Origin of the sequence: Bradyrhizobium sp. ISRA464, assembly GCF_029910095.1 — a bacterium.
GTDB lineage: Bacteria > Pseudomonadota > Alphaproteobacteria > Rhizobiales > Xanthobacteraceae > Bradyrhizobium.
Genome location: NZ_CP094526.1, coordinates 3976374 through 4002273 on the forward strand (window position 1 = coordinate 3976374; position 25900 = coordinate 4002273).

A 25900-nucleotide genomic window follows, 5' to 3' on the forward strand; every position below is an offset into this window, starting at 1 on the left:
GCGTCAGCGCGTGCCGGTTGCGCGCGATGCAGCCTGCCGCGTCAGCAGCGTGCGCGTCGCCGCGGTGACGTCCTGCTGCCGCATCAGGCTCTCACCGACCAGGAAGGTCGACATGCCGACGCGCTCGAGCCGGGCGAGGTCGTCGGGCGTGAAGATGCCGCTCTCGCCGACCATCAGACGGTCGCGCGGGATCAGCGGCGCCAGTGCTTCGCTGGTCGCGAGCGTGGTCTCGAAGGTGCGGAGATTGCGGTTGTTGACGCCGATCATCGGCGAGCGGAGCTTCAGCGCGCGGTCGAGCTCGGCGCGGTCGTGGATCTCGATCAGCACGTCCATGCCATGCGCGATCGCGGCGTCCTCGATATCCTTGGCGGCCACATCGTCGAGCGCGGCCATGATGATCAGGATGCAGTCGGCGCCGTGGGCGCGGGCTTCCACCACCTGGTAGGTGTCGAACATGAAATCCTTGCGCAGCACCGGCAGGCCGGTTGCCGCGCGCGCCGCGACCATGAAGTCGAGATGGCCCTGGAACGACGGCGCATCGGTGAGAACAGACAGGCACGCCGCGCCGCCGGCTTCATAGGCTTCTGCGAGTACGGGCGGGTCGAAGTCGGCGCGGATCAGCCCCTTCGAGGGCGAGGCCTTCTTCACCTCCGCGATCAGCGCGTAGTCGCCGCTGGCATGCTTGTTGCGGATCGCGCGGACGAAGCCGCGTGGGGCTGAGGCCGCTTTCGCCTGCGCCTCGACGTCGGCGAGGGGACGCGCACGCTTGGCGGCGGCGATCTCCTCGCGCTTGTAGGTCTCGATCTTGCTCAGGATGTCGGACATCGCGGGCCCTCTTTAGAGCATGATCCTATCGACAAACCGGTTCCCACTTGGTCGGATCATGTGTCAGCTGTTGGAAACCGCAACCAGATGTTTCAGCCGCGCGGCGGCTGCGCCGCTGTCGAGCGACTGCGCGCCGATCGCGACACCTTCCCTGAGGTCCTTGGCGCGGCCGGCCACGATCAACGCGGCAGCGGCGTTGAGCAGCGCGACGTCGCGATAGGCGCTCGGCTTGCCCTGAAGCACGTTCGACAGCGCGATCGCATTGGCGTCGGCGTCGCCGCCCTTCAGCGCCTCGCCGCCGACGCGGCCGAGGCCGGCATCATCAGGCGTCACCTCGAATGTCCTGATCTCGCCATTCTCCAGGCTCGCGACGAAGGTCGGGCCGGTGAGGGTGATCTCGTCGAGTCCATCCGAGCCGTGCACGACCCAGACCTTGTCCGCGCCGAGATTCTTCAAGACCTGCGCCAGCGGTTGCACCCATTGCCGCGAGAACACGCCGACCATCTGCCGCTTGACGCCGGCCGGGTTCGACAGCGGCCCGAGCAGGTTGAAGATGGTGCGGGTGGCGAGCTCGACCCGGGTCGGGCCGACGTTCTTCATCGCCGGATGATGCGAGGGCGCGAACATGAATCCGATGCCGGCCTCTTTGACGCAGCGTCCGACCTGATCGGGCGTCAGGTCGATCTTGACCCCAAGCGAGGCCAGCACGTCGGCCGCGCCCGAACGCGACGACAGCGCCCGGTTGCCGTGCTTGGCGACGGGGATTCCAGCCCCCGCCACGATGAATGCCGCGCAGGTCGAGACGTTGACCGAACCGGAGCCGTCGCCGCCGGTGCCGACGATATCGACGGCCTCCGGCGGGGCGTTGACCCGCAGCATCTTGCCGCGCATCGCCGTAACAGCGCCGGTGATCTCCTCGACGGTCTCGCCGCGCACCCGCAGCGCCATCAACAGGCCGCCCATCTGCGATGGCGTGGCTTCGCCCGACATCATGCTGTCGAAGGCGGATGCCGCCTCCTCACGCGTCAGCGTGGCGCCGGTGGCGACTTTTCCGATGATCGATTTCAGGTCGTCCATTCGCTGGCCCAGGTCTCTCGTTGGAGCTTGATCTCCACGCAAGCGCGTCGTGTGCGTCGCGCGGAGAACCGGCGTCCCGTTTCCGGATCATGCTCAATTATTCGCGCCTGTCACCTGTGCGAAGGCGGCCTCGTTGATGCTCATGCCGATATTGGACTCGATTTTCGTGACGTATTGCGCGACCTGCTCGTCGCTCATCGAGCGCCGCACGGCCTCGGTGAGCTGCTTGACCGCGTCGGAGGCGAAGTCGACCGGCGGGTCGGTCACGTTGGTGACGCGGAAGACGATCCACTGGCTGCCGCCGGCGGTCGGCGTCTGCCCGTCGCCATCCTTGGCGGTGCGAAACGCCGCGGTGACCACGGCGGCCGGCACACCGGGCGGCGTCGCATCGCGGCGGAAGTCTGCGGCCGTCTCGACCTTGACACCGGCAGCGGCGGCTTCGTCGGCGAGCTTGCTGCCGCTGTCGAGCTTTTGGACGATATCGGTCGCCTTGGCGCGCAGCCGGCTCGAGATCTGGTCCTCGCGCCATTTCGCCTCGACCTGTTCGCGGACCTCGTCGAGCTTGCGCTCGCGCGACGGCGTGATGCCGAGAACGTCGTACCAGACATAGCCGCCTTCGAACTGGATCGGGTCGTTGTCGACGCCCACGTCGCTGTTGAAGGCCTGCGTCACCACGTCGAGGCCCTTTGGAATGTTGGGTGCGAGCTGGCCGTTCGGCAGGCGGCCCGAGCGGTCGACCGCGTCGACGGTGACGGCCGTCAGTCCGAGCTTCTGCGCGGCCTCGACGACGCTGGCGCCGCCACCCCGCTCGTCTTCCATCTTGTCGCGCAGCTCGGAGACCTTGGCGCGGGCGCGCTCGGTGGCGATTTGGCTCTTGATCTGCGCCGCGACGCTCTCATAGCTCGGCGTCACACCGGGCTCGATCTTGCCGACCTTGACCAGCGCCACGCCGAATTCACCCTTCACCGGTTGGCTGACCTCGCCCGAAGGCAGCGAGAAGGCGGCATTGGCGACGGCCGGGTCGAGGATCGCCGACTTCGGGACCAATCCGAGATTGACGTCGGACAGGTTGAGCTTGCGCTCCTTGGCGATGTCGTCGAACGACGTGCCGGAGGTGATGCGGGCGCGCGCAGCCTGTGCTTCCTCCATGTTCGGAAACACGATCTGTGAGATCTCGCGCTTCTCCGGCGTGCTGAGCTGGTCGCGGCGCTGCTCGAAGATTTTCTTGGCGTCGTCGTCGGAGACGGTTTCCCACTTGCCGATCGCCTCGGGCGTGACCGCAACGAAGGAAATCTTGCGGTATTCGGGCGCGCGGAACTGGGCCTTGTGCTCGTCGAAATAGGCGGCGAGCGCCTCGGGCGAGGGCGGATCGATGGTCCCGGCCTGGGCGGCGCCGAGGCTGATGTAGTCGATCGAGCGCTGCTCGTTCTGGAAGCGGGTCAGCGCCTCGACCATCGACTTCGGCGGCTCGACTCCAGCCGAGATGGTGCCGGCGATCTGCCGCCGCAGGCCGACGCGGCGCTGCTCGGCGATGTAGCGGCCTTCGGTATAGCCGTAGTTGCGGATCACGGCCTGGAAGCGCTGCGGGTCGAACTGGCCGTTGAGGCCCTTGAAGGTCGGATCGTTGTAGATCGTGCGCAGCACCTCGGCATCGGACTGGTGGAGGCCCATGCGGCGCGCTTCCTCATCCATCGCGGCTTCCGCGAGCGTCTGCTGCAGCACCTGGCGGTCGATTCCGAAGGCGTGCGCCTGCTCCGGGGTCAGCGGACGGCCGAACTGGCGGCCAAGCTGCTGCAGGCGGTCGGTATAGATCTGGCGGAACTGCTCGGTCGAAATCTCGGTCCCCCCGACCTTTGCCAGCGTCGACCGTCCGAATCCCCTGAAAATGTCGGCAATGCCCCAAATTCCGAAACTGACGATCAAAACGCCCATCACAACGGCCATAATCGTCTTGCCGAGCCAGTTTGATGAGGCTTTCCGCATTCCTCGAAGCATGGGTCCAACTTGTTTTGCAGGAGGGGAACCGGGTTGTGCCCAAATGGGGGAGCTCTAGCCGAAGCTGATGTCCCGCAGCAGGGCGTCACCGAATTGAAAAGCCATCATAAAGTGGCGGCCATTCCCCCGCAACCTTGTGCTCGCGGCCGGATTGAAGCGGTTAATCGCCGCGCAGCCGGGGCGACGCCGCTCTCTGGAAGTCCGCCACGGCCTCTGCTAGCGCATGGGGACGCTTGATCGATGGGAATCCTGACATGACCAATGCCCTCCGGCCGCTGATCGCCGGCAACTGGAAAATGAACGGCCTGAAATCCTCCATGGCCGAGTTCGAGGCTGTCCTGGCGGGGGCCGGCGACCTCGCCGGAAAGGCCGACCTCCTGGTCTGCCCGCCCGCGACGCTGGTCGGGGCCTTTGCCGACAAGGCGCGTGGCGGAAAGGTCGCCGTCGGTGCCCAGGATTGCCATCCCAAGCCGTCCGGGGCCCACACCGGCGACCTGTCGGCGGAAATGTTTGGAGATCTCGGCGCCGTCGCGATCATTGTCGGCCATTCCGAGCGCCGCGCCGACCACGGCGAGACCGATGCACTGGTCCGCCAGAAGGCGGAGGCCGCGTGGCGGGCGGGCCTGACCGCGATCGTCTGCATCGGCGAGACGCGCGAGCAGCGCGACGCCGGCAAGACGCTCGATATCTGCGGCACCCAGCTCAAGGGCTCGCTGCCTGACGGATCGACCTCGGCCAATTTGGTGGTGGCCTATGAGCCGGTCTGGGCGATCGGGACTGGCCTCACTCCGACCGCCAAGGATGTCGAGGACGTTCACAGGTTTATTCGCGGTGTGCTCACCGATCGCTTCAAGGGCGAGGGCGAGAAGATCCGGATTCTCTATGGTGGTTCGGTCAAGCCGTCGAACGCCGCGGAGCTGATGGCCGTCGCCAATGTCAACGGCGCGCTGGTCGGCGGCGCCAGCCTGAAGGCGTCCGACTTCCTCGCGATCGCGGCAGGCTGTTAGGCGGCACGCGCCGGATACTGACCTCTCTTACCGTCACCCCGCGCAAAGGCTTTGCCTTTGTCGGTGGAGGAGCGCGGATCGCGCGCGTCGCCGATCCGCTTCCAATAGATCATCGTGCCGGTGAGGCCGCCATGCGGCTTCAGAGCGTAATCCGGAATGATGCCGCTGAGCTGAAATCCGAGGCGCTCATACAGCGGGGCAGCGCCGTCCTCGACGGCGGTGTCGAGCACGAGCAGGGTACGCCCGTGCGCGACCGCAAGCTGTTCGGCGGCGCGCATCAAGGCCGTCGCCACGCCGCGATGGCGATGGCTGAGGCGCGTCATCATCTTGGCGATCTCCGCGCGATGCGGCTGGTTGGGCGGCAGCTTCAATAGTAGCGTCACGGTGCCGATCAGCGCCTCGCCGTCGAATGCGCCGAGCACGACGCGCTCGCCGCGTGCGGCGGAGCCGAGCGAATCCCTCCAGAACGCGCAGGCGTCATCCAACGGCAGCGGATGCATGAAGCTCACCGAGCCGCCGCTGGCGACGGTTTCGACAAGCAATTCGCCGAGCGCGCTTCGGATTGGCGGCGCATCATCGAGCGGCTTGATGGCAAAGGTCGACATGTATCAGCTCCGGGCCAGGGCCACGACATAGGTGCACCCGGCGTTGGTCTCGTTGGCAAAGGTCGTGTCTGCCGGCGGACCGAAGCCGAGGCAATCGCCGGTGGCGAGCTCATGGCGGGTGCCGCCTTCGGTGATGACGAGGCTGCCGCTCAGCACCCAGACCAGCTGGCGGATATGGGCGTAGGAGGAGGCGGGCAGGGTGACGGCCTGCTTCGGCGGCAGCTCGACCCGCACGAGCTCGACCGGATGGTCGGGGCGGCTGAACACCTGGCGGCGCAGATAGCCGGTTTCCGGGTCGCGCCAGACGGCTTGCGTGGTGGCGCGCGACAGCCGCTCGCCCTGGCCCTCGGCCCGCAGCATCAGCCCTGCCAGCGTGAGATCGAAGGCGGCAGCGAGCCGCACCAGCACCACCGCGGTCGGGCTGACCTCAGCGCGCTCGATCTTGCTGATGGTGGCCTTGGAGACGCCGGAGCATTCGGCGAGCTCGGCCAGCGACCAGCCGCGGCCGTCGCGCTCGAGCCTGATGCGCTGCGCCAGGCGCTGGCTCAGGTCGTCTACCAAAGTATCCATATGTCTATTATAATGGAATTTTCCGATCCCGATCAAGCCTTCGGGCGCAGCGGTCCGGATCGCTTGTGATCGTCAATCCTGCGACTATCTCGGGGGTGACAATGCCCGGTGCAATCGTGTAACAGGGCGCGACTTCACGAAAACCCGTAAAGCCGATAGCGCCGATTGTCCCGGCCGCTTCCGGGCTTGTGACGGAAGGCTCGCAATGCAGACTGTTGCTATCGTCATTCACCTCATGATCGTCGCCGTGCTGATCGGCGCCGTGCTGCTGCAAAAATCGGAAGGTGGCGGCCTCGGCATGGGGGGCGGCGCCGGCTTCATGTCGAGCCGCGGCACCGCGAATCTGCTGACCCGGACCACGGCGGTGCTGGCGGTCGGCTTCTTCGTCACCAGCCTGTTCCTGTCCTGGTACGCAGGCTATGACCGCAAGCCGAGCTCGATCATCGGCACCGGGGCGCCGGCGCAGTCGCAGCAGCCGGCTACGCCGTCGGCTCCGATCAGCACGCCGACCTCCGGCGGCATCCTCGATTCGCTGAAGAAGGCGGACGAGCAGCAGGGCCAGCACGCCCCGGCTGGTCCGCAGGCGCCGCGGTCGCAATAAAGCAGGGTGGCCATGCAGGATGACGCTCTGGCACCCTGCATCAAAAATCCCCATCAATGCTCTGAAATCGCTTTCAATTTAACGTCACCCACAACCCGGTAGATTGTTTGCCGGGAGCAGGCGATTCGTTTTGCGAATCGCAGGAGTCGGATTAAAGGTAAAGTCCCATGGCGCGGTACATCTTCATCACCGGCGGCGTGGTTTCTTCGCTCGGAAAGGGTCTGGCTTCAGCGGCGCTCGGCGCACTGTTGCAGGCTCGCGGGTACAAGGTCCGCCTCCGCAAGCTCGACCCCTATCTCAACCTCGATCCCGGAACGATGTCGCCGTATCAGCACGGCGAAGTGTTCGTGACCGATGACGGCGCCGAGACCGATCTCGATCTCGGCCATTATGAGCGCTTCACCGGGCGGCCGGCCACCAAGGCCGACAACATCACCACCGGGCGCATCTATCAGGACATCATCTCCAAGGAACGCCGCGGCGACTATCTCGGCGCCACCATCCAGGTGGTCCCGCACGTCACCAACGCGATCAAGGAATTCGTGCTCGACGGCAATGACGGGTACGACTTCGTGCTCGTCGAGATCGGCGGCACGGTCGGCGACATCGAGGGCTTGCCGTTCTTCGAGGCGATCCGCCAGCTCAAGAACGAGTTGCCGCGGGACCATGCGGTCTACATTCACCTGACGCTTTTGCCGTACATTCCAAGTGCCGGCGAACTCAAGACAAAACCGACGCAGCACTCGGTGAAGGAGCTGCGCTCGATCGGCATCCAGCCGGACATCCTGCTGTGCCGCACCGACCGACAAATCCCGAAGGAAGAGCGGCGCAAGCTCGGCCTGTTCTGTAACGTGCGCGAGAGCGCCGTGATCGAGGCGCGCGACGTCGACAACATCTACGCGGTGCCCGAGGCCTATCATGCCGCCGGCCTCGACGACGAGGTGCTGGCCGCGTTCGGCATCACCGCCAAGGTCCCGCCGGCGCTGCAGAGCTGGAACGTCATCAACGAGCGCATCCGCAACCCGGAAGGCGCGGTGACGATTGCCGTGGTCGGCAAGTACACCGGCATGAAGGACGCCTACAAATCGCTGATCGAGGCGCTCTCGCACGGCGGCATCGCCAACAAGGTGAAGGTCAATCTCGACTGGATCGAGAGCGAGGTGTTCGAGAACGAAGACCCGGCGCCTTTCCTTGAGCACGTCAACGGCATTTTGGTACCCGGCGGCTTCGGCCAGCGCGGCGCTGAGGGCAAGATCCGCGCGGCGCAGTTCGCGCGTGAGCGCGACGTGCCGTATTTCGGCATCTGCTTCGGCATGCAGATGGCCGTGATCGAGGCGGCGCGCAATCTGGTCGGCATCGAGGAAGCCAACTCGACCGAGTTCGGCCCGACCAAGGAGCCGCTGGTCGGCCTGATGACGGAATGGCTGCGCGGCAACGAGCTCGAGAAGCGGTCGCAGAGCGGCGACCTCGGCGGCACCATGCGGCTCGGCGCGTATCCCGCGGCGCTGACGCGTGGCAGCCGCGTCTCGCAGGTCTATGGCGGCGCGACCGAGATCTCCGAGCGGCATCGCCATCGCTACGAGGTCAACACCGCCTACAAGAACCGGCTCGAACAGCACGGCCTGCGCTTCTCAGGCATGTCGCCTGACGGCGTGCTGCCGGAGATCGTCGAGTACGAGGACCACCCGTGGTTCATCGGCGTCCAGTTCCATCCAGAACTGAAGTCGCGGCCGTTCGAGCCGCACCCGCTGTTCGCATCCTTTATTCAGGCCGCACTGGTGCAGAGCCGGCTGATGTAGCCGCTCGCCGGTGCGCGACTTGCGTTTGCGCTCAGACCGCCGTGATGCAGTCGCGATCGGCCTGACGTTTGTCCTCATCCCGCGTAGCACCTGAGTTCGCCGCCGGCGTGACCTCGCGGGCCATCAGCCGCGATTGCGGACGTCGCGTCAGCCGGTAGACCGCGGCGGGCGGCACGTTGAGGAGCGCGCGATCGACCAGCGTGGCGCGCAGGCCGAGCCGGTCGAGGATCGGCCGCGGCACCGGGCAGCGCATGCCGTAGGTGAATTGATAGAACGCGCCGCCGGGGCGGAGATAGCTGAACGCGCCGCTGACGATCGAGATCACCTTGCGCGGCGACATGTTGAGTAGCGGCAGCCCGCTGATGACGGCGCCGACCGGCGCACCCCGGTACAGCCGCTCCGAGGCCAGCCGTGATGCGTCCATCCAGAGCACGCGGGCACCGGGAAAGCGAAGCTGCAGCAGCCGCATGAAATCCGAGCCGTACTCCACCAGCGTCAGATCCTGCTGGCGAACGCCGCGCTTCAGCAACTGATAGGTGAACGCGCCGGTTCCCGGACCAAGCTCCAGGATCGGTCCGGTGTCGGCGGTGATGTCGCGGGTGATCAGCTCGGCGAGTGCGGCACCTGACGGCGCGATCGCACCGACGCGGCCAGGCGCCGCCATCCAGGCCGTGAAGAAGGAGAGGAAGTCGTGTGACATGGGCATTCCCGGCAAAGTGTCGTCGCGCCTCGATTCGATCGCGAGGCGTGATCCGTTTTGCAGGGTCTGCATTGCGACAGCATTGCGTGATGGGCGTAGGACGTCACTTCGTGTTCGGAGCCTGAGGCAATGTCAGGCGAAAGCACGCGCCGCCGGTCGGGCCGTCGAGCACCGAAACGTCGCCGCCATGCAGCCGCGCGATCTCGCGCACCATGTTGAGCCCGAGGCCGGCGCCGCGATCGAGCGGCGCCAGGCGATAGAACGGATCGAAGATTAGCGTACGCTGGTCCGGTGGAATGCCATTACCCTCGTCGGTGACGTCGATCGTCGCGGGCCGGCCGACACGAACGGTGATGGCGCCGCGCCGGCCGCCGTGCTGGATCGCATTCTGCACCAGATTGGTCAGCGCACGCTCCAGCGCGGCGCGGTCGCCGAGCGTCTCGACGCGGTCGCCGTCGGTCTCGACCGACAGCTCGTAGCCGGCCGCGATTGCGAGCGGCGCGAGGTCCGCTGCGACGTTGCGCGCGATCGCGACGAGATCGACGTGTACAAACGGATTGCGGCACTGGTCGAAGCGCTGGATGTCGAGCAACTGCTCGGCCAGCGTGGCCAGACGCGCCGCATCCTCGATGAGCCGCGTCTTCTCGGGACCCGAGGGGAGCGACTCCAGGCGCGTGTTGAGGATCGCGATCGGCGTGCGCAATTCGTGCGCCGCGTCGGCGACGAAGCGCTGGTGCCGCGAATAGCCGTCATCGAGCCGCTTCAACGCGTCGTTAATGGCGGTGACCAGCGGCGCGACCTCGAGCGGCAAGTGGTCCGCCGACAGCCGGCTGCCGCGCTGGCGGAAATCGATCTGGCGCGCCTGGTCCGCCGTCGTGTCGAGGCCGGCGAAGGCGCGCCGCACCACGATCGGCGTCGCCACGAAGGTCGCGGCGGCCATCAGGAGCAGGCCGGTGATGACGAGGAAAGCCAGCGCGGTGGCGAGCACCGTCCTCGCACCCGTCATCGGCCCCTGCGTTGCCGTGAGCACCTGCACCGGGCCGGCGTCGGAATTGACACGCTTCAATCGCGCCGGCGGCTTGCGTGGATCGTCCTCGAACATCTGCCAGCCGAGCCGGGCCTGGCTAATCTGGTCGAGCGCGTCACCGATCCTGGCAAATTCGCTCGGCACCGCGCCTTCGGACAGTGAATGGCCTTGCCGGTCGCGCACCAGAAACCAGAGGTCGGGCGTGCTTTCGCGAAGCTCCTTCAGCTCCGCCGTCGGGCGCAGCAGCAGGCTGCCTTGCGCGTCACGTGCGAGCGCGCGTTGCACGATGGCGATGACGTGATCCTCGTCGCGCGGAACGACCAGCACGCCGGAGGCGCACAGCGCGCCGATCAGGACGACGACGAGCGCCGCAAGCAGCCCCGCCTGCAGCGTGACCAGCCGCCAGCTCAGTTGCGAGCGGAGGCAATAATGATCCGGCTGTTCGGTCATGAGGTCTGTTTGAGCAGATAGCCGACGCCGCGGATGCTGTGGATCTCGACGCCGGCATCGGCATCGGCAAGCTTTCGCCGCAGCCGCGAGACATGGGTATCGAGCGCGTTCGACTGGATCGCGTCGTCAAAATTGTAGACCGCTTCCTCCAGTGCCGGGCGCAGCACGGTGCGGCCCATGCGCCGCAGCAGCGCCTCCAGCACCAGCAGCTCGCGGCGCGGCAGCTCGAGTGGGCGGCCGCCGACGCTGACCTCGCGATGGCTAGTGTCGAAGGCGACGCGGCCGGCCCTGATGACGTCGAGCTGCAGGCTGGCGGGACGGCGCAGCACGGCGCGCAGCCGGGCCAGCAATTCCTCCACCGCGAAGGGCTTGGCCAGATAGTCGTCGGCGCCGCTGTCGAGACCTGCGACCCGATCGGCGAGATCGCCACGCGCGGTCAGCACGCCGTCGGCCCGGGCGCGCAGCTTCGGGATCAGCGCAAGCCCGTCGCCGTCGGGGAGCTGGCGGTCGAGCAGCACCGCGCCGTGTACGTCGGCGGAGATCGCCTCTTCGGCCTCGGCCAGGGTCGGCACATGGTCGACCACCATGTCGTAGCCCTTCAGCGCCTGCGACAGCGCCGCCGCCATCTCCGCCTCGTCTTCAACCAGCAATATCCGCATGTCCTCAAGGTCCAGACCTTCAACCGCATGTCCCGAACGGCCCGTTCTAGGGCCAGTAACATTGCCGCAGCATTGCGGGAAATGGTCCGGCTGCGGCGGGCAGGGGTGCCATGTTGCCACCCCTCAAGACAGCCGGGAACCCGCTCGCTATAACCGCCCGCGCAACACATCAGGGAGGATCGCCGATGATCTATGAGACCCGCGTCTATCGCTGCCTGCCGGGCCGGCTGCCGGCGCTGCTCAAGCGCTTCGAGACGATCACGCTCAAACTCTGGGACAAGCACGGCATCAGGCAGGCCGGGTTCTTCACGACGCTGGTCGGCGAATCCAACCAGGAGCTGACCTATCTGCTCGCCTGGGAGTCTCTTGCCGAGCGCGAGAAGAAGTGGACTGCGTTCCAGAACGATCCGGAATGGATCACTGCGCGCGCCAAGACCGAGGAGGACGGCCAGATCGTGCTCAACATCGTCAACCAGCTCCTGGTGCCGACGTCGTTTTCTGCGGTCAAGTAAGCTGGTGCTCAGGGACGAGTGCGACGCGATCCGATCGCGTCGCACTCCAATCCACAGAATCGCTAGTTCGCGCAACCCGATGTCTGATCGCCTTCGCGGACCATCGGCTTGCCGTTGATGAAGACGCCATGGCTGCCCGAGGTGGCCTTGCCGCCGCAATGCGTGCGGTCCCCGATGACGACAGCCGGCTTGCCGTTGATCAGGACGTTGGGCGCGCCTTCCACGAGCGGACCGCCATAGCTGGCGGTGTCGCCGCTGCGTGCGGCCGGCTTGCCGTTGATGGTGACGCCGGCGGCACCGCTCGTGACCACGCCGGGCTGGCTGCTGCTCTGCGCAAAGGCCAGTCCTGAGACCGTGGAAAAGGCGACTGTAGCTGCCGTCAGGAGCAATATGCGCATCCTTCCCTCATGGTATCGGTTCCAGAGCAAGCGTATAGGGGCGGTTGAGGCAGGATTGTGATAGCAGGGACAACCCACGGCGTCGGCGCAACCCCTTCATCGCGGGAGGTGACTTGATCCATCACGAACGAGATTGCATGGTCGCCGATCAAAAGGATGCTGCATTTTGACTAATCAGGTTTCCGCGCAGGCCGCCGCGCGCGTCGTTGCCGTCGGATCGGTCCAGTTTGGCAATGCGCTGCCGCTACAGATCATCGCCGGTCCCTGCCAGCTCGAGAGCCGGGCGCATGCGCTCGAAGTCGCCGCTGCGCTGAAGGAGATTGCCGCGAGGCTCAAGATCGGGCTGGTCTACAAGACCTCGTTCGACAAGGCCAATCGCACCAGCGCGTCCGCCGCGCGCGGCATCGGGCTGGCGCAGGCGCTGCCGATCTTCGCCGAGATCCGCGCTTCGCTCGGGTTGCCCGTGCTCACCGATGTGCATGAGCCGGGCCAGTGCGCCGAAGTGGCACAGGCGGTCGACGTGCTGCAAATCCCGGCCTTCCTGTGCCGGCAGACCGACTTGTTGCTGGCAGCGGCCGGGACCGGCAAGGTCGTCAACGTAAAGAAGGGCCAGTTCCTGGCGCCGTGGGACATGGCGAACGTGGTCGCCAAGATCACGGCCGCCGGCAACGCCAATGTGCTCGTCACCGAGCGCGGCGCGTCGTTCGGCTACAACACGCTGGTCTCCGACATGCGCGCGCTGCCGATCCTTGCGCGCACCACCGGCGCGCCGGTGATCTTCGACGCCACCCATTCGGTGCAGCAGCCGGGCGGGAAGGGCACCTCGTCGGGCGGCGAGCGCGAATTCGTGCCGGTGCTGGCGCGCGCGGCGGTTGCGGTCGGCGTCGCCGGCGTCTTCATCGAGACCCATCCGGATCCGGATCATGCGCCGTCGGATGGCCCGAACATGGTGCCGCTGCGCGATTTCGAATCCCTCGTCAGGCGATTGATGGCCTTCGACGCGCTGGCGAAGTCGACAGCCTGACAGGGCGGATGCAGAGGTGACCGCAACGAGCGGCATGCCGCCGGTCCTCAATGTCATCACGTTGGCGACGTTCGCCGCGAGCCTGTCGGTGCGTGCGCTCGATCCAGTGCTGCCGCACGTCGCCGAGGATTTCGGCGTCAGCATCGCGACCGCTGCGAGCTTTGCCGCGGTGTTCGCCTTCACCTTCGCGATCGTCCAGCCGGCGATCGGCGCCGCCGCCGACCTGTTCGGCAAGGCGCGGCTGATGACGATCTGCCTGATGCTGCTCGGCCTCGCCAACGTTCTCGGCGCGCTCTCGACGTCGTTTCCGATCCTGTTCGTGACCCGTGTGCTCGCCGGCATCGGTTCGGGCGGCGTGTTTCCGGTGGCGCTGTCGCTGACCAGCGATCTCGTCGGGCCCGACAAGCGGCAAATCGCGATCGGGCGGACGCTTGCGGGCTCGATGACGGGCAACCTGCTCGGTGCAACGGCTTCGGGGCTGATCGGCGATTTACTCGGCTGGCGCGGCGTGCTCGCCGTGCTCGGCGGTCTCGTGATCATCGTCGCGCTTGCAGTGGCCGCGGGCTTTCGCGGTGCCGCGCTGACCCATGCGCCGCGAACGAGCCTCACCACGCTCCGCCACGGCTACCGCACGATCTTCACCAACCCCAACGCGCGCTTCTGCTACTCGGCGGTCTTTATTGAAGGCTGCTGCGTGCTCGGGCTGTTTCCCTTCATCGCCTCGTTCCTGTTCCAGCTCGGCGAAACCTCGCTGTCGATCGCCGGCATCGTGATTGCCGGCTTCGCGATCGGCGGCCTGTTCTACACGCTGACGGTGTCGCGCCTGCTGCCGCGACTCGGTGTCAGAGGGATGATGGTCGTCGGCGCCACGCTGGTCGGGCTGCAGCTCGGCTTCGTCGCGTTCGGACCAAGCTGGAAGTTGCAGATGCTCGGCCTCCTGGTGATGGGGTGGGGCTTCTACATGATCCACGGCTGCCTGCAGGTATTCGCCAGCGAGTTGTCCGTCGAGGCGCGCGCCACGGCGCTGTCGCTGCATTCGTTCTTCTTTTTCATGGGGCAGACTGTCGGCCCGATCGCTTACGGCTTTGGCCTCCAGCACGCCGGCAAGACACCGACGTTGGTCGCTGCCGCCACAGTGATGGTCGTGCTCGGCTTTGTTTGTGCCAAATTCCTGCAGCAGCGGCGGCCCGCCGACGCGGCGGCGCGGCCTGACGTGGAACCGTGAGCGCGAACGCTTAGCCCCGCCCGCGATAAGGCGCGACACCCTGATCTGGAACCCAGAGGCCCTTCGGCAATCGTCCGGTCTGGAAGAACACGTCGATCGGGATGCCGCCACGCGGATACCAGTAGCCGCCGATGCGCAGCCATTTCGGCTTGATCTCGTCCGATATCCGCCGGCCGATCATGACCGTGCAGTCCTCATGGAACGCGCCATGGTTGCGGAAGCTTGCGGCGTAGAGCTTCAGCGACTTGGATTCGAGCAGCCAGCGGCCCGGCGCATAGTCGATCACCAGATGCGCGAAGTCGGGTTGTCCCGTCACCGGGCAGATCGAGGTGAATTCCGGCACGGTGAACCGCACCAGATAATCGGTATCAGCCTGCGGATTGGGGACGCGGTCGAGCTTCGCCTTCTCGGGCGCGTCGGGCCATTCCACCGCGCGGCCCAGTTGCAGGTCGCCTGAGAGCTTCGATTTGCTGGACTTTTTCGCCATTGGGGTGGGTCTCCGTGGCGTTCTCTTAGCCAATGCCGGCGGGGCCGTCACCCGGCCTTTTCGGGTCCGATGCATTGCGCTAGAAGCACCGCCATCCGACCCGACCACTGCCATAAGAGGTTCTCATGACTGCCATCATCGACATCATCGGCCGCGAAATCCTTGATAGCCGCGGCAATCCCACGGTCGAGGTCGACGTCGTGCTCGAGGATGGGTCGATCGGCCGCGCGGCGGTGCCGTCCGGCGCCTCCACCGGTGCGCATGAGGCGGTGGAACTGCGCGATGGCGACAAGTCGCGCTATCTCGGCAAGGGCGTGCAGAAGGCGGTTGAGGCCGTCAATGGTGAGATCTTCGAGGCGCTCAGCGATTGCGCGGTCGAGGACCAGGTTGCGATCGACCAGATCATGATCGATCTCGACGGCACGCCGAACAAGAGCCGGTTGGGCGCCAATGCCATCCTGGGCGTGTCGCTTGCCTGCGCCAAGGCGGCGGCCGAAGCCCATGATATGCCGCTTTACCGCTACGTCGGCGGCACCTCGGCACGGACGCTGCCGGTGCCGATGATGAACATCATCAATGGCGGCGTGCACGCCGACAATCCGATCGACTTTCAGGAGTTCATGATCCTTCCCGTAGGCGCCAGCACCTTCGCCGAAGCGCTGCGCTGTGGCTCGGAAATCTTCCACACGCTGCGCGGCGAACTGAAAAAGGCCGGCCACAACACCAATGTCGGCGACGAGGGTGGTTTCGCGCCGAATCTGCCGACCGCCGATGCCGCGCTCGACTTCATCATGAACGCGATCGGCAAGGCAGGCTACAAGGCGGGCAACGACGTCATGCTCGGCCTCGACTGCGCTTCCACCGAATTCTTCAAGGAGGGGGCTTATGTCTATGGCGGCGAGAACAAGACCCGCTCGCGCTCCGAGCAGGTCAAGTATCTCGCCGATCTCGTCGGCCGCTATCCGATCGTCACCATCGAGGACGGCATGTCCGAGGATGACATGGACGGCTGGAAGGAATTGACCGACGCCATCGGCAAGAAGTGCCAGCTCGTCGGCGACGATCTGTTCGTGACCAACGTGACCCGCCTTGCCGACGGTATCAAGAACGGTCGCGGCAATTCTATCCTGATCAAGGTCAACCAGATTGGCACGCTGACCGAGACGCTGGCCGCGGTCGAGCTCGCCCACAAATACGGCTATACGTCGGTGATGTCGCACCGCTCCGGCGAGACGGAAGACTCCACCATCGCCGACCTCGCGGTCGCCACCAATTGCGGGCAGATCAAGACCGGCTCGCTGGCCCGCTCCGACCGCACCGCCAAGTACAACCAGTTGCTGCGCATCGAGCAGCAGCTCGGCCCGCAGGCGAAATATGCGGGAAGGTCGGCCTTGAAGGCGCTCGCCTAGCGCCCCAACTGATCGAGACTTGAATAAAACGCAAAAAAGGGAGGTCGGGATGAGTGACGGCAAAAGCGGTTTGCAACTGCGCTCGCTGCTCAAGCGGAATGGCGAGCTCGAACTTTCGCTCGTGAACGTCCCGACCCCCGAACCGGGCCCTGACGAGGTCGTGGTCCGCGTCGAGGCCACGCCGATCAATCCGTCCGACCTCGGTCTCCTGATCGGACCGGCCGACATGTCGACGGCGAAAGTCTCCGGCACGCGCGAGTTGCCGGTCGTAACCGCCCGGGTCCCCGAGGCCGCGATGGCCGCCATGGCGGCGCGGCTCGATGACTCCATGCCGGTCGGCAATGAGGGCGCAGGTGTCGTGATGCGGACCGGCTCCTCGGACGCCGCCAAGGCGCTGATGGGACGCACGGTCGCGATGATCGGCGGCGCGATGTATGCGCAATACCGCACGCTGCGAGTCAACGAATGCCTGCCGCTGCCTGACGGCACCACGGCGGCGGAGGGCGCATCCTGTTTCGTCAATCCGCTGACCGCGCTCGGCATGACCGAAACGATGCGGCGCGAGGGTCACAAGGCGCTGGTGCATACGGCGGCGGCGTCCAACCTCGGCCAAATGCTCAACAAGATCTGCCTCAAGGACGGGATTGGTCTCGTCAACATCGTGCGCAACAAGGAGCAGGCCGACATCCTGCACAAGATCGGTGCGAAGCACGTCGTCGATTCCACCGTGCCGAGCTTCATGGACGATCTCACCAACGCGCTGGTGGAGACCGGCGCGACCATCGCCTTCGATGCGATCGGCGGCGGCAAGCTCGCGGGCCAGATCCTGGTGGCGATGGAGGCCGCCATCAACAAGAGCGCCAAGGCCTACAGCCGCTACGGCTCCAGCGTGCACAAGCAGGTCTATGTCTATGGCAGCCTCGATACCCGGCCGATCGAACTGCCGCGCGGCTTCGGCATGGCCTGGGGCGTCGGCGGCTGGCTGCTGTTCCCGTTCCTGATGAAGATCGGGCCGGAGGCGGGCAACAAGCTGCGCCAGCGCGTGCTGGCGGAATTGAAGACCACCTTCGCCAGCCACTACACCAAGGTGGTGTCGCTGCAGGAAGCCTTGCAGCTCGACAACATCGCTGTCTACGGCAAGCGCGCCACCGGCGAGAAATTCCTGATCAATCCGAACAAGGCGGCGTGAGTCGGCAAGTTACTCGCGCTCGAACGCGAGCGCCCTGGAGCGCCTGTGACGCTCCAGGGCGTGGCCGATCAAGACGTCCATGAGCGCGGACTGCGGCAGTCCGCTGGCCTCCCACAGCCGTGGATACATGCTGATATTGGTGAAGCCGGGAAGGGTGTTCGCCTCGTTCACGAACGCCTGCTCGCCGTGCAGAAAGAAGTCGATGCGCGCCATTCCCTCGCAGCCCAGCACGCGAAACGTCCGGATTGCGAGCTCCCTGATGCGTTCGGCGACGGGCGACGGCACATCGGCCGGCACCTGAAGCAGGGCGCCGTCCGCGTCGAGATACTTCGCGTCGTAAGAATAGAAACCGTGCTTGTCGGACGGCACGATCTCGCCGAGCTGGGAGGCGCGGATGCTGCCGTCGGCATGTTCGAGCACGGAGCACTCGATCTCACGTATCGGTGCGAGGCATCGCTCGATCAGGATCTTGCTGTCGAAGCGAAAGGCCAATTTGCAGCAGGTGTCGAACTCGGCGGCGGTTCGCGCTCTTGATACGCCGACCGATGAACCCATGTTGGCCGGCTTGACGAACAGCTCCGGTGATCCAGCGGCGGCGACCGCATCGTCATAGGTGATTGGGTCTGCCGCCGACATTGCGACGTATGGGACGATCGGCAGTCCCGCGTCGCGCATCAGCCGTTTTGCGACGTCCTTGTCCATCGCGGCCGCCGACCCCATCACGCGCGAGCCGACATAGGCCACATCGGACAGTTCAAGCGCGCCCTGGACCGTGCCGTCCTCGCCGTTCGGGCCGTGCAAGACCGGGAAGACGACATCAAAGGCCGGCAATTCCATAACCCCGGCCGCATGACCGTCGAGCGCGAGCGCGCGACCTTGTCCTCCCGGCAGCAGGGTCAGTTGGAGACCATCGTCCGGAATGGTCAACGCGCCGCCTCCGGCGCCGGCACCGTTCCCCACGCCGGCGACAATCCAGCGACCATCCCGGGTGATACCGATCGCCGTGGCGTCATACCGATCCGGATCGAGGAAGCGCAGCACGTTGGCCGCGGAGGCCCGCGACACGTCATGTTCGGCCGAGCGTCCACCGAACAGGATCGCAACCCGCGTCTTGTGTTCTGTCAATGTCTCGCGCCTCGTCGATAGGCCGAATGATGCGACAATCTGCTCGCAATTTATCGAGACGAACATGTCGATAATTTGCCGCAGACGCAGCCGCGTTTTCTCTGGGCCGGAGGCGCAAAAGCGATGAGGCCCACGACCATGGCGCCTTGCCAAATCGGGACAAGCCGGGGGATCGTGACGGCGCAGATTCAAAAACGCTGCGTTTCCAGAATTGCACGATCCATGCACTTGCATCCTTCTCGCCGCGCCGGTAGGTGATGGCCGCCGGTCCGGCTTCACGCGCACAATTCGAGGAAAATGCTATGGCCTATAACATCGTCACCATCGTCGGCAGCCTCCGCAAGGAGGGCTGGTCGCTCAAGATCGCCAATGCGCTGGCCAAGCTCGCGCCCGCCTCACTGCAGCTCGACGTCACGACGCTCCACGGCATTTCCTTCTTCAACCAGGATCTCGAGGCGGCGCCGCCGGCGGACTGGCTTGCCTTCCGCGAAAAGCTGCAGAAATCGCACGGCGTGCTGTTCGTGACCCCGGAGTATAACCGCTCGATTCCCGGCGTGCTGAAGAACGCCATCGACGTCGGCTCGCGCCCCTATGGCAAGAGTTCGTTCAACGGCAAGCCGACCGGCATCATCTCCAACTCGCCGGGGCCGCTTGGCGGCGTCAGCGCGGCCAAGCACCTGCAGAACATCCTGCCGGGCATCTCGGGTCCGATCCTGCAGCAGCCGGAAATCTACCTGAACGGTGTCGGCGACGGCTTCGGCGAGAAGGGTGAACTGGTCAAGGAGTCCCTGAAGACCGTGTTGCAGCAGTACATCACGGCGTACGCGGCCCACGTCGAAGCGCACAACAAGTAAGCGGCCAGTAATAAGCGGCCAAGGCTGCTTTAGAGCCTGCTCTTAAGTGTCCATTAACATGGCCGCCGCAAGGTGGCGGCCATGGTTTCCCGCACACGACTCAAATCGATCCTGACCGGGCTCGCCCTTTACACGCTGGCGGCGCTGATGGTTGGCTATTTCGGGGTCAATGCCTATACCGGCAAGTACGGCCTGAACGCGCGGCAGGAGCTCGATCAGGAGATCATCGCGCTGACCTCGGAGCTGGCGCGGCTGAAGAAGGAGCGCGCCGAGGGCGAGCAGCGGGTGTCGCTGTTGCGCTCGGACCGCGTCGATCCCGACATGCTGGATGAGCGCGCGCGCTTCCAGCTCGACTACGTCAATCCGCACGATCTCGTTCGGATCAACAAGCCGAACTGACGCGTTCTCAAATTTCAAATTCGATCGCGTAGCATCACAAAAATGTCGTGGTGCGTTGCAGTGCGGCATAGCCAAAATTCCATCGGGCGAACGCAATCCTTCCAAGGCGATTTGAGTTGGGTTAGAGAGGGTTCATCGACTTCTCTCATCCGGAATTGCCATGGCCGCACCCAAGAAAAGCGTCGCAAAGGAATCAGGGCAGGAGAAGGCAGGTTCTCCACCGGAATTCACCAAAGAGCAGGAACTCAAGGCGCTGCGGGACATGCTGCTGATCCGGCGTTTCGAGGAGAAGGCCGGTCAGCTCTACGGCATGGGTGCGATCGGAGGCTTCTGCCATCTCTACATCGGCCAGGAGGCGGTCGTCGTCGGCATGCAGATGGCCTTGAAGCTGGGTGACGAGGTCATAACTGGGTACCGGGACCACGGTCACATGCTGGCCTGCGGCATGGAGGCCAAGGGCGTGATGGCCGAACTGACCGGACGCCGTGGCGGCTATTCCAAGGGCAAAGGCGGCTCCATGCACATGTTCAGCATGGAGAAGCACTTCTACGGCGGCCACGGCATCGTCGGTGCGCAGGTGTCGCTCGGCACCGGGCTGGCGTTCGCCAACCGCTATCGCGGCAACGATGCCGTCAGCGTGACCTATTTCGGCGATGGCGCGGCCAACCAGGGCCAGGTCTACGAAAGCTTCAACATGGCGGAGCTGTGGAAGCTGCCGGTGATCTACGTCGTCGAAAACAACCGCTACGCGATGGGCACCTCGGTGTCACGTGCGTCCGCGCAGCAGGATTTCTCCAAGCGCGGCGCCTCCTTCAACATTCCCGGCAAGCAGATCGACGGCATGGATGTGCGTGCGGTGAAGGCTGCCGGCGACGAGGCTGTGGCGTGGTGTCGCGGCGGCAACGGCCCCATCATCCTGGAGATGCAGACCTATCGCTACCGCGGCCACTCGATGTCCGATCCGGCGAAGTACCGGACGCGCGAGGAAGTCGAGAAGGTCCGCCACGATCAGGACCCGATCGAGCAGGTGCGCAACCGCCTGCTGGCCGGTGGTGCGGGCGAGCAGGAGCTCAAGGCGATCGACGCCGAGGTGCGCGAGATCGTCAACCAAGCCGCGGACTTCGCGCAGCACGATCCGGAGCCCGACCCGTCCGAGCTCTACACCGACGTGTACCGCTGATCCCACCCGCGCAGAAGAACCTTCAAGACCGATTTCGGGAGCCGATATGCCCATTCAAGTGCTGATGCCTGCGCTGTCGCCCACCATGGAGAAGGGCAACCTTGCCAAATGGCTGAAAAAGGAAGGCGAGACCATCAAGTCCGGCGATGTCATCGCCGAGATCGAGACCGACAAGGCGACCATGGAGGTCGAGGCCACCGATGAGGGCACGCTCGGCAAGATCCTGATCCCGGAAGGCACCGCCGACGTCGCGGTGAATACGCCGATCGCCACCATCCTGGCCGACGGCGAAAGCGCCGCCGATCTTGCCAAGGCGCCGGCCGCGGCGGCGCCGCAGCAGAAGGCCGCTGAATCGGCTCCGCCGGCGGAAGCCAAGGCGGAAGCGCCGCAGCCCAAGCCCGAGGCGAAGGCGCCGGCCGCACCCGCCACCGAAGCGCCGCCCGATCTCGAGATCCCGGCAGGCACCGAGATGATCACGCAGACCATCCGTGAAGCGCTGCGCGATGCGATGGCCGAGGAGATGCGGCGTGACGGCGACGTCTTCATCATGGGCGAGGAGGTCGCGGAATATCAGGGCGCCTACAAGGTGACCCAGGGCCTGCTGCAGGAATTCGGCGCGCGGCGCGTGATCGATACGCCGATCACCGAGCACGGCTTTGCCGGCGTCGGCATCGGCGCGGCGATGGCCGGGCTGAAGCCGATCGTCGAATTCATGACCTGGAATTTCGCCATGCAGGCGATGGACCAGATCATCAACTCCGCCGGCAAGACGCTGTATATGTCCGGCGGACAGATGGGCTGCTCGATCGTGTTCCGCGGCCCGAATGGCGCCGCTGCCCGCGTCGCCGCCCAGCACAGCCAGGACTACGCCGCCTGGTATTCGCAGATCCCTGGCCTCAAGGTGATCGCGCCGTATTCGGCCGCTGACTACAAGGGCCTGCTCAAGGCCGCGATCCGCGATCCCAATCCTGTGATCTTCCTCGAGAACGAGGTGCTGTACGGTCACACCGGCGAGGTGCCGAAGCTGCCCGACTTCGTGGTGCCGATCGGCAAGGCGCGGATTGCGCGCGCCGGCAAGGACGTCACCATCATCTCCTGGGCGATGGGCATGTCGTATGCGCTGAAGGCCGCCGATGAGCTCGCCAAGGAAGGCATTGAGGCCGAGGTCGTCGATCTCCGCACCATCCGCCCGATGGACACCGAAACCATCGTCGCGTCGGTGAAGAAGACCGGGCGCGCGGTGACGGTGGAGGAGGGCTGGCAGCAGAGCGGCGTCGGTGCCGAGGTTGCCGCGCGGATCATGGAGCACGCCTTCGACTACCTGGATGCGCCGGTTGCGCGCGTCTCCGGCAAGGATGTGCCGATGCCCTATGCGGCGAATTTGGAAAAGCTCGCTCTTCCCTCCGTCGCCGAGGTGGTCGAGGCCGCCAAGGCCGTGTCCTATCGGTAACAAGCCCATGGCCGGTCCCAAGGAGCAGCCGCTGCCGCCTGACGTGATGGACCGCGACGACGCCGTCGAGGTGCTGCGCGCCTTCGTCGTCGACGGCGGCTTGTCGATCGCGTTCCAGCGCGCCTTCGAGGAGCCGGACATGTGGGGGCTGATGCTCGTCGACATCGCCCGCCACGCTGCGCGCGCCTATTCGCGCGAGAGCGGATACACCGAGGACGAGGCGCTCGCGCGCATCGTCGAGATGTTCGAAGCCGAAATCGCCCGGCCGACCGACATGGGCCAAACCAAACCGCGGTCGCAACAAGGTCACTGACAATGCCGATCAATATTCTCATGCCCGCGCTGTCGCCCACGATGGAAAAGGGCAACCTCGCCAAGTGGCTCAAGAAAGAGGGCGACAAGGTCAAGTCCGGCGACGTGATCGCGGAGATCGAGACCGACAAGGCGACGATGGAGGTCGAGGCGGTCGACGAAGGCACGATCGCGAAGATCCTGGTGCCCGAGGGGACGCAGGACGTGCCGGTCAACGACGTCATCGCCGTGCTGGCCGGCGATGGCGAGGATGTGAAGGCGGCGGCCAGCGCCGGTGCGGGTGCTGCGCCGGCACCGAAGCCAGCCGAGGCTCCGAAGCCCGCGGCTGCGCCGGCGCCGGCTCCCGCGCCGGCGGCTTCACCCAAGCCGGCAGCGGCGCCTGCGCCGGCGCCCCAGGCTGCCGCTGCTCCGGCCGCGCAGGTCAATGGTCACGCCCGTATCTTCTCCTCGCCCTTGGCGCGCCGTCTCGCCAAGGACGCCGGCATTGATCTCGCGCGCATCACCGGGACAGGCCCGCATGGCCGCGTGATCGCGCGCGACGTCGAGGAGGCCAAGTCCGGCAAGGGTCTGAAGGCACCGGCGGCTGCGCCTGGTGCTGCACCCAGCATCGCGCCGTCGATGTCGGACAAGCAGATCCTCGCGCTGTTCGAGCCGGGCTCCTACGACGTGGTGCCGCATGACGGCATGCGCCGCACCATCGCGCAGCGCCTGACGGCCTCGGTGCAGAACGTCCCGCACTTCTACCTCACGATCGACTGCGATATCGGCAAGTTGCTCGTCGCGCGCGAGGAGATCAACGCATCAGCGCCGAAGGACAAGGAGAAGAAGCCGCTCTACAAGCTCTCGGTCAACGATTTCGTCATCAAGGCGATGGCGGTCGCACTGCAGAAGATCCCAAACTGCAATGTGAGTTGGACCGAGAGTGGCATGCTCAAGCACAAGCATTCCGACGTCGGCGTTGCAGTTGCGATGCCGGGCGGCCTGATCACGCCGATCATCCGCAAGGCGGAGACCAAGACGCTGTCGACCATCTCCAACGAGATGAAGGATTTCGCCACTCGCGCCCGCAGCCGCAAGCTAAAGCCGGAAGAATACCAGGGCGGCACCACGGCGGTATCTAACCTCGGCATGTACGGCATCAACCACTTCACCGCGGTGATCAATCCGCCGCACGCGACGATCCTCGCGGTCGGCACGTCAGAGGAGCGCCCGGTGGTGCGCGGCGGCAAGATCGAGATCGCGCATATGATGAGCGTGACGCTGTCGTGCGATCACCGCGCGATCGACGGTGCGCTCGGCGCCGAGCTGATCGGCGCCTTCAAGCAGCTGATCGAGAACCCCGTGATGATGATGGTGTGATGAGCAGCGGCCATGTACGTGATCTACGGTCCGTACGTCATGCTCGCCGTCCTCGCCATCGCTTCGATTGTTTCCGTTCACCGTGACCTCGTATCCACGACCCAATTCAGGATCATGATCATCGGCGCGGGCGTGCTCGCGCTGGTGTGGAGCGCGTTTCTGGGCGCAGTTTGGCTGGAGTATAGATAATGGCCGACACATCTTTCGACGTCATCATCATCGGCTCCGGCCCCGGCGGCTATGTGACGGCGATCCGCGCCGCGCAGCTCGGTTTCAAGACCGCGATCGTCGAGAAGTCTTATCTCGGCGGCATCTGCCTGAACTGGGGTTGCATCCCGACCAAGGCGCTGCTGCGCTCGGCGGAAATCTTCCACTACATGCAGCACGCCAAGGATTACGGGCTGTCGGCGGAGAAGATCTCCTACGATCCGAAGGCCGTGGTGCAGCGCTCGCGCGGGGTCTCAAAGCGTCTCAATGACGGCGTCGGCTTCCTGATGAAGAAGAACAAGGTCACGGTGATCTGGGGCGAGGCCACGATTGATGCGCCCGGCAAGATCACGGTGAAGAAGTCGGCAGTCGAGGCGCCGAAGGGCGCCAGCGGCGAGGGCACTTATCAGGCCAAGCACATCATTGTTGCGACCGGCGCGCGGCCGCGCGTGCTGCCCGGGCTCGAGCCGGACAAGAAGCTGGTCTGGACCTATTTCGAGGCGATGGTGCCGGAGCGGATGCCGAAGTCGCTGCTGGTGGTCGGCTCGGGCGCGATCGGCATCGAGTTCGCCTCGTTCTTCCACACCATGGGCGCCGACGTCACCGTGGTCGAGGTGCTGCCGCAGATCCTGCCCGTCGAGGACGCCGAGATCGCCGGCGTCGCGCGCAAGCGCTTCGAGAAGCAGGGCATCAGGATCATGACCTCGACCAAGGTCACGAAGCTCGAGAAGAAGGCCGACAGCGTGGTTGCGACCATCGACGACGGCAAGGGCCAGCCGCAGACCAAGGAGTTCGAGCGGGTGATTTCCGCGGTCGGCGTGGTCGGCAATATCGAAAATCTTGGGTTGGAGAAGCTCGGGGTGAAGACCGACCGCGGCTCCATCGTGATCGACGGCCTCGGCAAGACCAACATCCCCGGCATCTACGCGATCGGCGACGTCGCGGGGCCCCCGATGCTCGCGCACAAGGCCGAGCATGAGGGCGTGATCTGCGTCGAGGCGATCAAGGGCCTGCATCCGCACCCGATGGACAAATTGATGATCCCGGGTTGCACCTACTGCAACCCGCAGGTCGCCTCCGTCGGCCTGACCGAGGCCAAGGCGAAGGAGGGTGGCCGCGAGATCCGCGTCGGCCGCTTCCCCTTTGTCGGCAACGGCAAGGCGATCGCGCTCGGCGAGGACCAAGGCCTCGTCAAGGTGGTGTTCGACAAGAAGACCGGACAGTTGCTCGGCGCCCACATGATCGGCGCCGAGGTCACGGAACTGATCCAGGGCTATGTCGTCGCGATGAACCTGGAGACCACGGAAGAGGAACTGATGCACACCGTGTTCCCGCATCCGACATTGTCCGAAATGATGAAGGAAGCGGTGCTCGACGCCTACGGGCGGGTGCTGAATATTTGACGGGCGGCGAGCGCGAACCGTTCGCTCGTAGTCCCGTCATCCTGAGGCGCTC

General features: G+C 65.5%; 27 protein-coding genes. 16 read left to right on the forward strand and 11 right to left on the reverse strand.

Annotated features, from left to right (window positions below; genetic code table 11):
- Positions 1 to 3: 3 nt before the first annotated feature.
- From trpC to MTX19_RS18715, 3 genes are all read right to left on the reverse strand, one after another.
- A complete protein-coding gene (gene trpC / locus MTX19_RS18705; protein WP_280978757.1) occupies positions 4 to 825 on the reverse strand; it encodes an indole-3-glycerol phosphate synthase TrpC in 822 nt (273 codons plus the stop codon).
- Positions 826 to 888: 63 nt separating this feature from the next.
- Positions 889 to 1902: an anthranilate phosphoribosyltransferase gene (gene trpD / locus MTX19_RS18710; protein WP_280978758.1), complete on the reverse strand. Its 1014-nt coding sequence runs from the start codon at positions 1900 to 1902 to the stop codon at positions 889 to 891.
- Positions 1903 to 1995: 93 nt separating this feature from the next.
- On the reverse strand, positions 1996 to 3897 hold the full coding sequence (locus MTX19_RS18715) for a SurA N-terminal domain-containing protein (RefSeq protein ID WP_280986100.1): 1902 nt from the start codon (positions 3895 to 3897) through the stop codon (positions 1996 to 1998).
- Between the two features lie 254 nt (positions 3898 to 4151).
- On the opposite strand from MTX19_RS18715, the gene tpiA reads away from it, so the two are divergent.
- The gene (gene tpiA, locus MTX19_RS18720; RefSeq protein ID WP_280978760.1) at positions 4152 to 4904 is read left to right on the forward strand and encodes a triose-phosphate isomerase; all 753 of its coding nucleotides are present in this window, start codon (positions 4152 to 4154) and stop codon (positions 4902 to 4904) included.
- Here tpiA and MTX19_RS18725 read toward each other — a convergent pair.
- Together MTX19_RS18725 and MTX19_RS18730 are read right to left on the reverse strand one after the other, a co-directional pair.
- Positions 4901 to 5509 carry a GNAT family N-acetyltransferase gene (locus tag MTX19_RS18725; RefSeq protein WP_280978761.1) on the reverse strand — a complete coding sequence of 203 codons (609 nt, stop codon included), beginning with the start codon at positions 5507 to 5509 and terminating at the stop codon, positions 4901 to 4903. The genes tpiA and MTX19_RS18725 overlap by 4 nt on opposite strands.
- A gap of 3 nt (positions 5510 to 5512) precedes the next feature.
- A complete protein-coding gene (locus MTX19_RS18730; RefSeq protein WP_280978762.1) occupies positions 5513 to 6079 on the reverse strand; it encodes an XRE family transcriptional regulator in 567 nt (188 codons plus the stop codon).
- A gap of 205 nt (positions 6080 to 6284) precedes the next feature.
- On the opposite strand from MTX19_RS18730, the gene secG reads away from it, so the two are divergent.
- Positions 6285 to 6680, forward strand: a complete 396-nt coding sequence (secG, locus tag MTX19_RS18735) for a preprotein translocase subunit SecG (RefSeq protein ID WP_280978763.1) — start codon at positions 6285 to 6287, stop codon at positions 6678 to 6680.
- Positions 6681 to 6847: 167 nt separating this feature from the next.
- On the forward strand, positions 6848 to 8479 hold the full coding sequence (locus MTX19_RS18740; RefSeq protein ID WP_280978764.1) for a CTP synthase: 1632 nt from the start codon (positions 6848 to 6850) through the stop codon (positions 8477 to 8479).
- A 31-nt stretch (positions 8480 to 8510) separates the two neighbouring features.
- Here the strand turns inward: MTX19_RS18740 and MTX19_RS18745 are convergent, their stop codons facing one another.
- The 3 genes from MTX19_RS18745 to MTX19_RS18755 all read right to left on the reverse strand — a co-directional run bounded on the left by MTX19_RS18745 (position 8511) and on the right by MTX19_RS18755 (position 11315).
- Entirely contained in the window at positions 8511 to 9179 is a 669-nt protein-coding gene (locus tag MTX19_RS18745; RefSeq protein WP_280978765.1) for an rRNA adenine N-6-methyltransferase family protein, read from the reverse strand.
- A 103-nt stretch (positions 9180 to 9282) separates the two neighbouring features.
- Complete coding sequence (locus MTX19_RS18750; RefSeq protein WP_280978766.1) at positions 9283 to 10656, reverse strand: HAMP domain-containing sensor histidine kinase; 1374 nt, start codon at positions 10654 to 10656, stop codon at positions 9283 to 9285.
- Positions 10653 to 11315: a response regulator transcription factor gene (locus MTX19_RS18755; protein WP_280986101.1), complete on the reverse strand. Its 663-nt coding sequence runs from the start codon at positions 11313 to 11315 to the stop codon at positions 10653 to 10655. The genes MTX19_RS18750 and MTX19_RS18755 overlap by 4 nt, the downstream gene beginning before the upstream one ends.
- A gap of 185 nt (positions 11316 to 11500) precedes the next feature.
- Between MTX19_RS18755 and MTX19_RS18760 the strand changes: the two genes are divergently transcribed.
- Entirely contained in the window at positions 11501 to 11827 is a 327-nt protein-coding gene (locus MTX19_RS18760) for an NIPSNAP family protein (protein WP_280977841.1), read from the forward strand.
- 62 nt (positions 11828 to 11889) lie between these two features.
- Here MTX19_RS18760 and MTX19_RS18765 read toward each other — a convergent pair whose 3' ends face one another.
- On the reverse strand, positions 11890 to 12225 hold the full coding sequence (locus MTX19_RS18765) for a PAAR domain-containing protein (protein ID WP_280978767.1): 336 nt from the start codon (positions 12223 to 12225) through the stop codon (positions 11890 to 11892).
- Positions 12226 to 12391: 166 nt separating this feature from the next.
- Here MTX19_RS18765 and kdsA point away from each other — a divergent pair, with 166 nt between their 5' ends.
- Together kdsA and MTX19_RS18775 are read left to right on the forward strand one after the other, a co-directional pair.
- Positions 12392 to 13249 (forward strand): 3-deoxy-8-phosphooctulonate synthase, encoded by an 858-nt coding sequence (gene kdsA, locus MTX19_RS18770; RefSeq protein ID WP_280978768.1) that lies wholly within the window; start codon positions 12392 to 12394, stop codon positions 13247 to 13249.
- Between the two features lie 34 nt (positions 13250 to 13283).
- The gene (locus tag MTX19_RS18775) at positions 13284 to 14474 is read left to right on the forward strand and encodes an MFS transporter (RefSeq protein ID WP_280984831.1); all 1191 of its coding nucleotides are present in this window, start codon (positions 13284 to 13286) and stop codon (positions 14472 to 14474) included.
- 10 nt (positions 14475 to 14484) lie between these two features.
- Here the strand turns inward: MTX19_RS18775 and queF are convergent, their stop codons facing one another.
- Positions 14485 to 14961 carry a preQ(1) synthase gene (queF, locus tag MTX19_RS18780; protein ID WP_280978769.1) on the reverse strand — a complete coding sequence of 159 codons (477 nt, stop codon included), beginning with the start codon at positions 14959 to 14961 and terminating at the stop codon, positions 14485 to 14487.
- Positions 14962 to 15086: 125 nt separating this feature from the next.
- Here queF and eno point away from each other — a divergent pair, with 125 nt between their 5' ends.
- Both eno and MTX19_RS18790 read left to right on the forward strand, forming a co-directional pair.
- A complete protein-coding gene (gene eno, locus MTX19_RS18785; protein ID WP_280978770.1) occupies positions 15087 to 16370 on the forward strand; it encodes a phosphopyruvate hydratase in 1284 nt (427 codons plus the stop codon).
- A 49-nt stretch (positions 16371 to 16419) separates the two neighbouring features.
- On the forward strand, positions 16420 to 17559 hold the full coding sequence (locus MTX19_RS18790) for a zinc-binding dehydrogenase (protein WP_280978771.1): 1140 nt from the start codon (positions 16420 to 16422) through the stop codon (positions 17557 to 17559).
- 9 nt (positions 17560 to 17568) lie between these two features.
- On the opposite strand, the gene MTX19_RS18795 is transcribed toward MTX19_RS18790, so the two are convergent.
- The gene (locus MTX19_RS18795) at positions 17569 to 18684 is read right to left on the reverse strand and encodes a D-alanine--D-alanine ligase family protein (protein WP_280978772.1); all 1116 of its coding nucleotides are present in this window, start codon (positions 18682 to 18684) and stop codon (positions 17569 to 17571) included.
- Between the two features lie 302 nt (positions 18685 to 18986).
- On the opposite strand from MTX19_RS18795, the gene MTX19_RS18800 reads away from it, so the two are divergent.
- From MTX19_RS18800 to lpdA, 8 genes are all read left to right on the forward strand, one after another.
- A complete protein-coding gene (locus MTX19_RS18800) occupies positions 18987 to 19538 on the forward strand; it encodes an NADPH-dependent FMN reductase (protein ID WP_280978773.1) in 552 nt (183 codons plus the stop codon).
- A gap of 81 nt (positions 19539 to 19619) precedes the next feature.
- Complete coding sequence (locus MTX19_RS18805) at positions 19620 to 19937, forward strand: septum formation initiator family protein (protein WP_280978774.1); 318 nt, start codon at positions 19620 to 19622, stop codon at positions 19935 to 19937.
- 160 nt (positions 19938 to 20097) lie between these two features.
- Positions 20098 to 21117, forward strand: a complete 1020-nt coding sequence (gene pdhA, locus MTX19_RS18810) for a pyruvate dehydrogenase (acetyl-transferring) E1 component subunit alpha (protein ID WP_280978775.1) — start codon at positions 20098 to 20100, stop codon at positions 21115 to 21117.
- A gap of 46 nt (positions 21118 to 21163) precedes the next feature.
- A complete protein-coding gene (locus MTX19_RS18815) occupies positions 21164 to 22567 on the forward strand; it encodes a pyruvate dehydrogenase complex E1 component subunit beta (RefSeq protein WP_280978776.1) in 1404 nt (467 codons plus the stop codon).
- 7 nt (positions 22568 to 22574) lie between these two features.
- Positions 22575 to 22880 carry a DUF5076 domain-containing protein gene (locus MTX19_RS18820; RefSeq protein ID WP_280977851.1) on the forward strand — a complete coding sequence of 102 codons (306 nt, stop codon included), beginning with the start codon at positions 22575 to 22577 and terminating at the stop codon, positions 22878 to 22880.
- Positions 22881 to 22882: 2 nt separating this feature from the next.
- Positions 22883 to 24238 (forward strand): pyruvate dehydrogenase complex dihydrolipoamide acetyltransferase, encoded by a 1356-nt coding sequence (locus MTX19_RS18825; RefSeq protein ID WP_280978777.1) that lies wholly within the window; start codon positions 22883 to 22885, stop codon positions 24236 to 24238.
- A 12-nt stretch (positions 24239 to 24250) separates the two neighbouring features.
- Positions 24251 to 24427, forward strand: coding sequence for a hypothetical protein (locus MTX19_RS18830; protein ID WP_280978778.1), 177 nt, complete (start codon positions 24251 to 24253; stop codon positions 24425 to 24427).
- A complete protein-coding gene (gene lpdA / locus MTX19_RS18835; protein WP_280978779.1) occupies positions 24427 to 25848 on the forward strand; it encodes a dihydrolipoyl dehydrogenase in 1422 nt (473 codons plus the stop codon). The genes MTX19_RS18830 and lpdA overlap by 1 nt, the downstream gene beginning before the upstream one ends.
- Positions 25849 to 25900 lie beyond the last annotated feature (52 nt).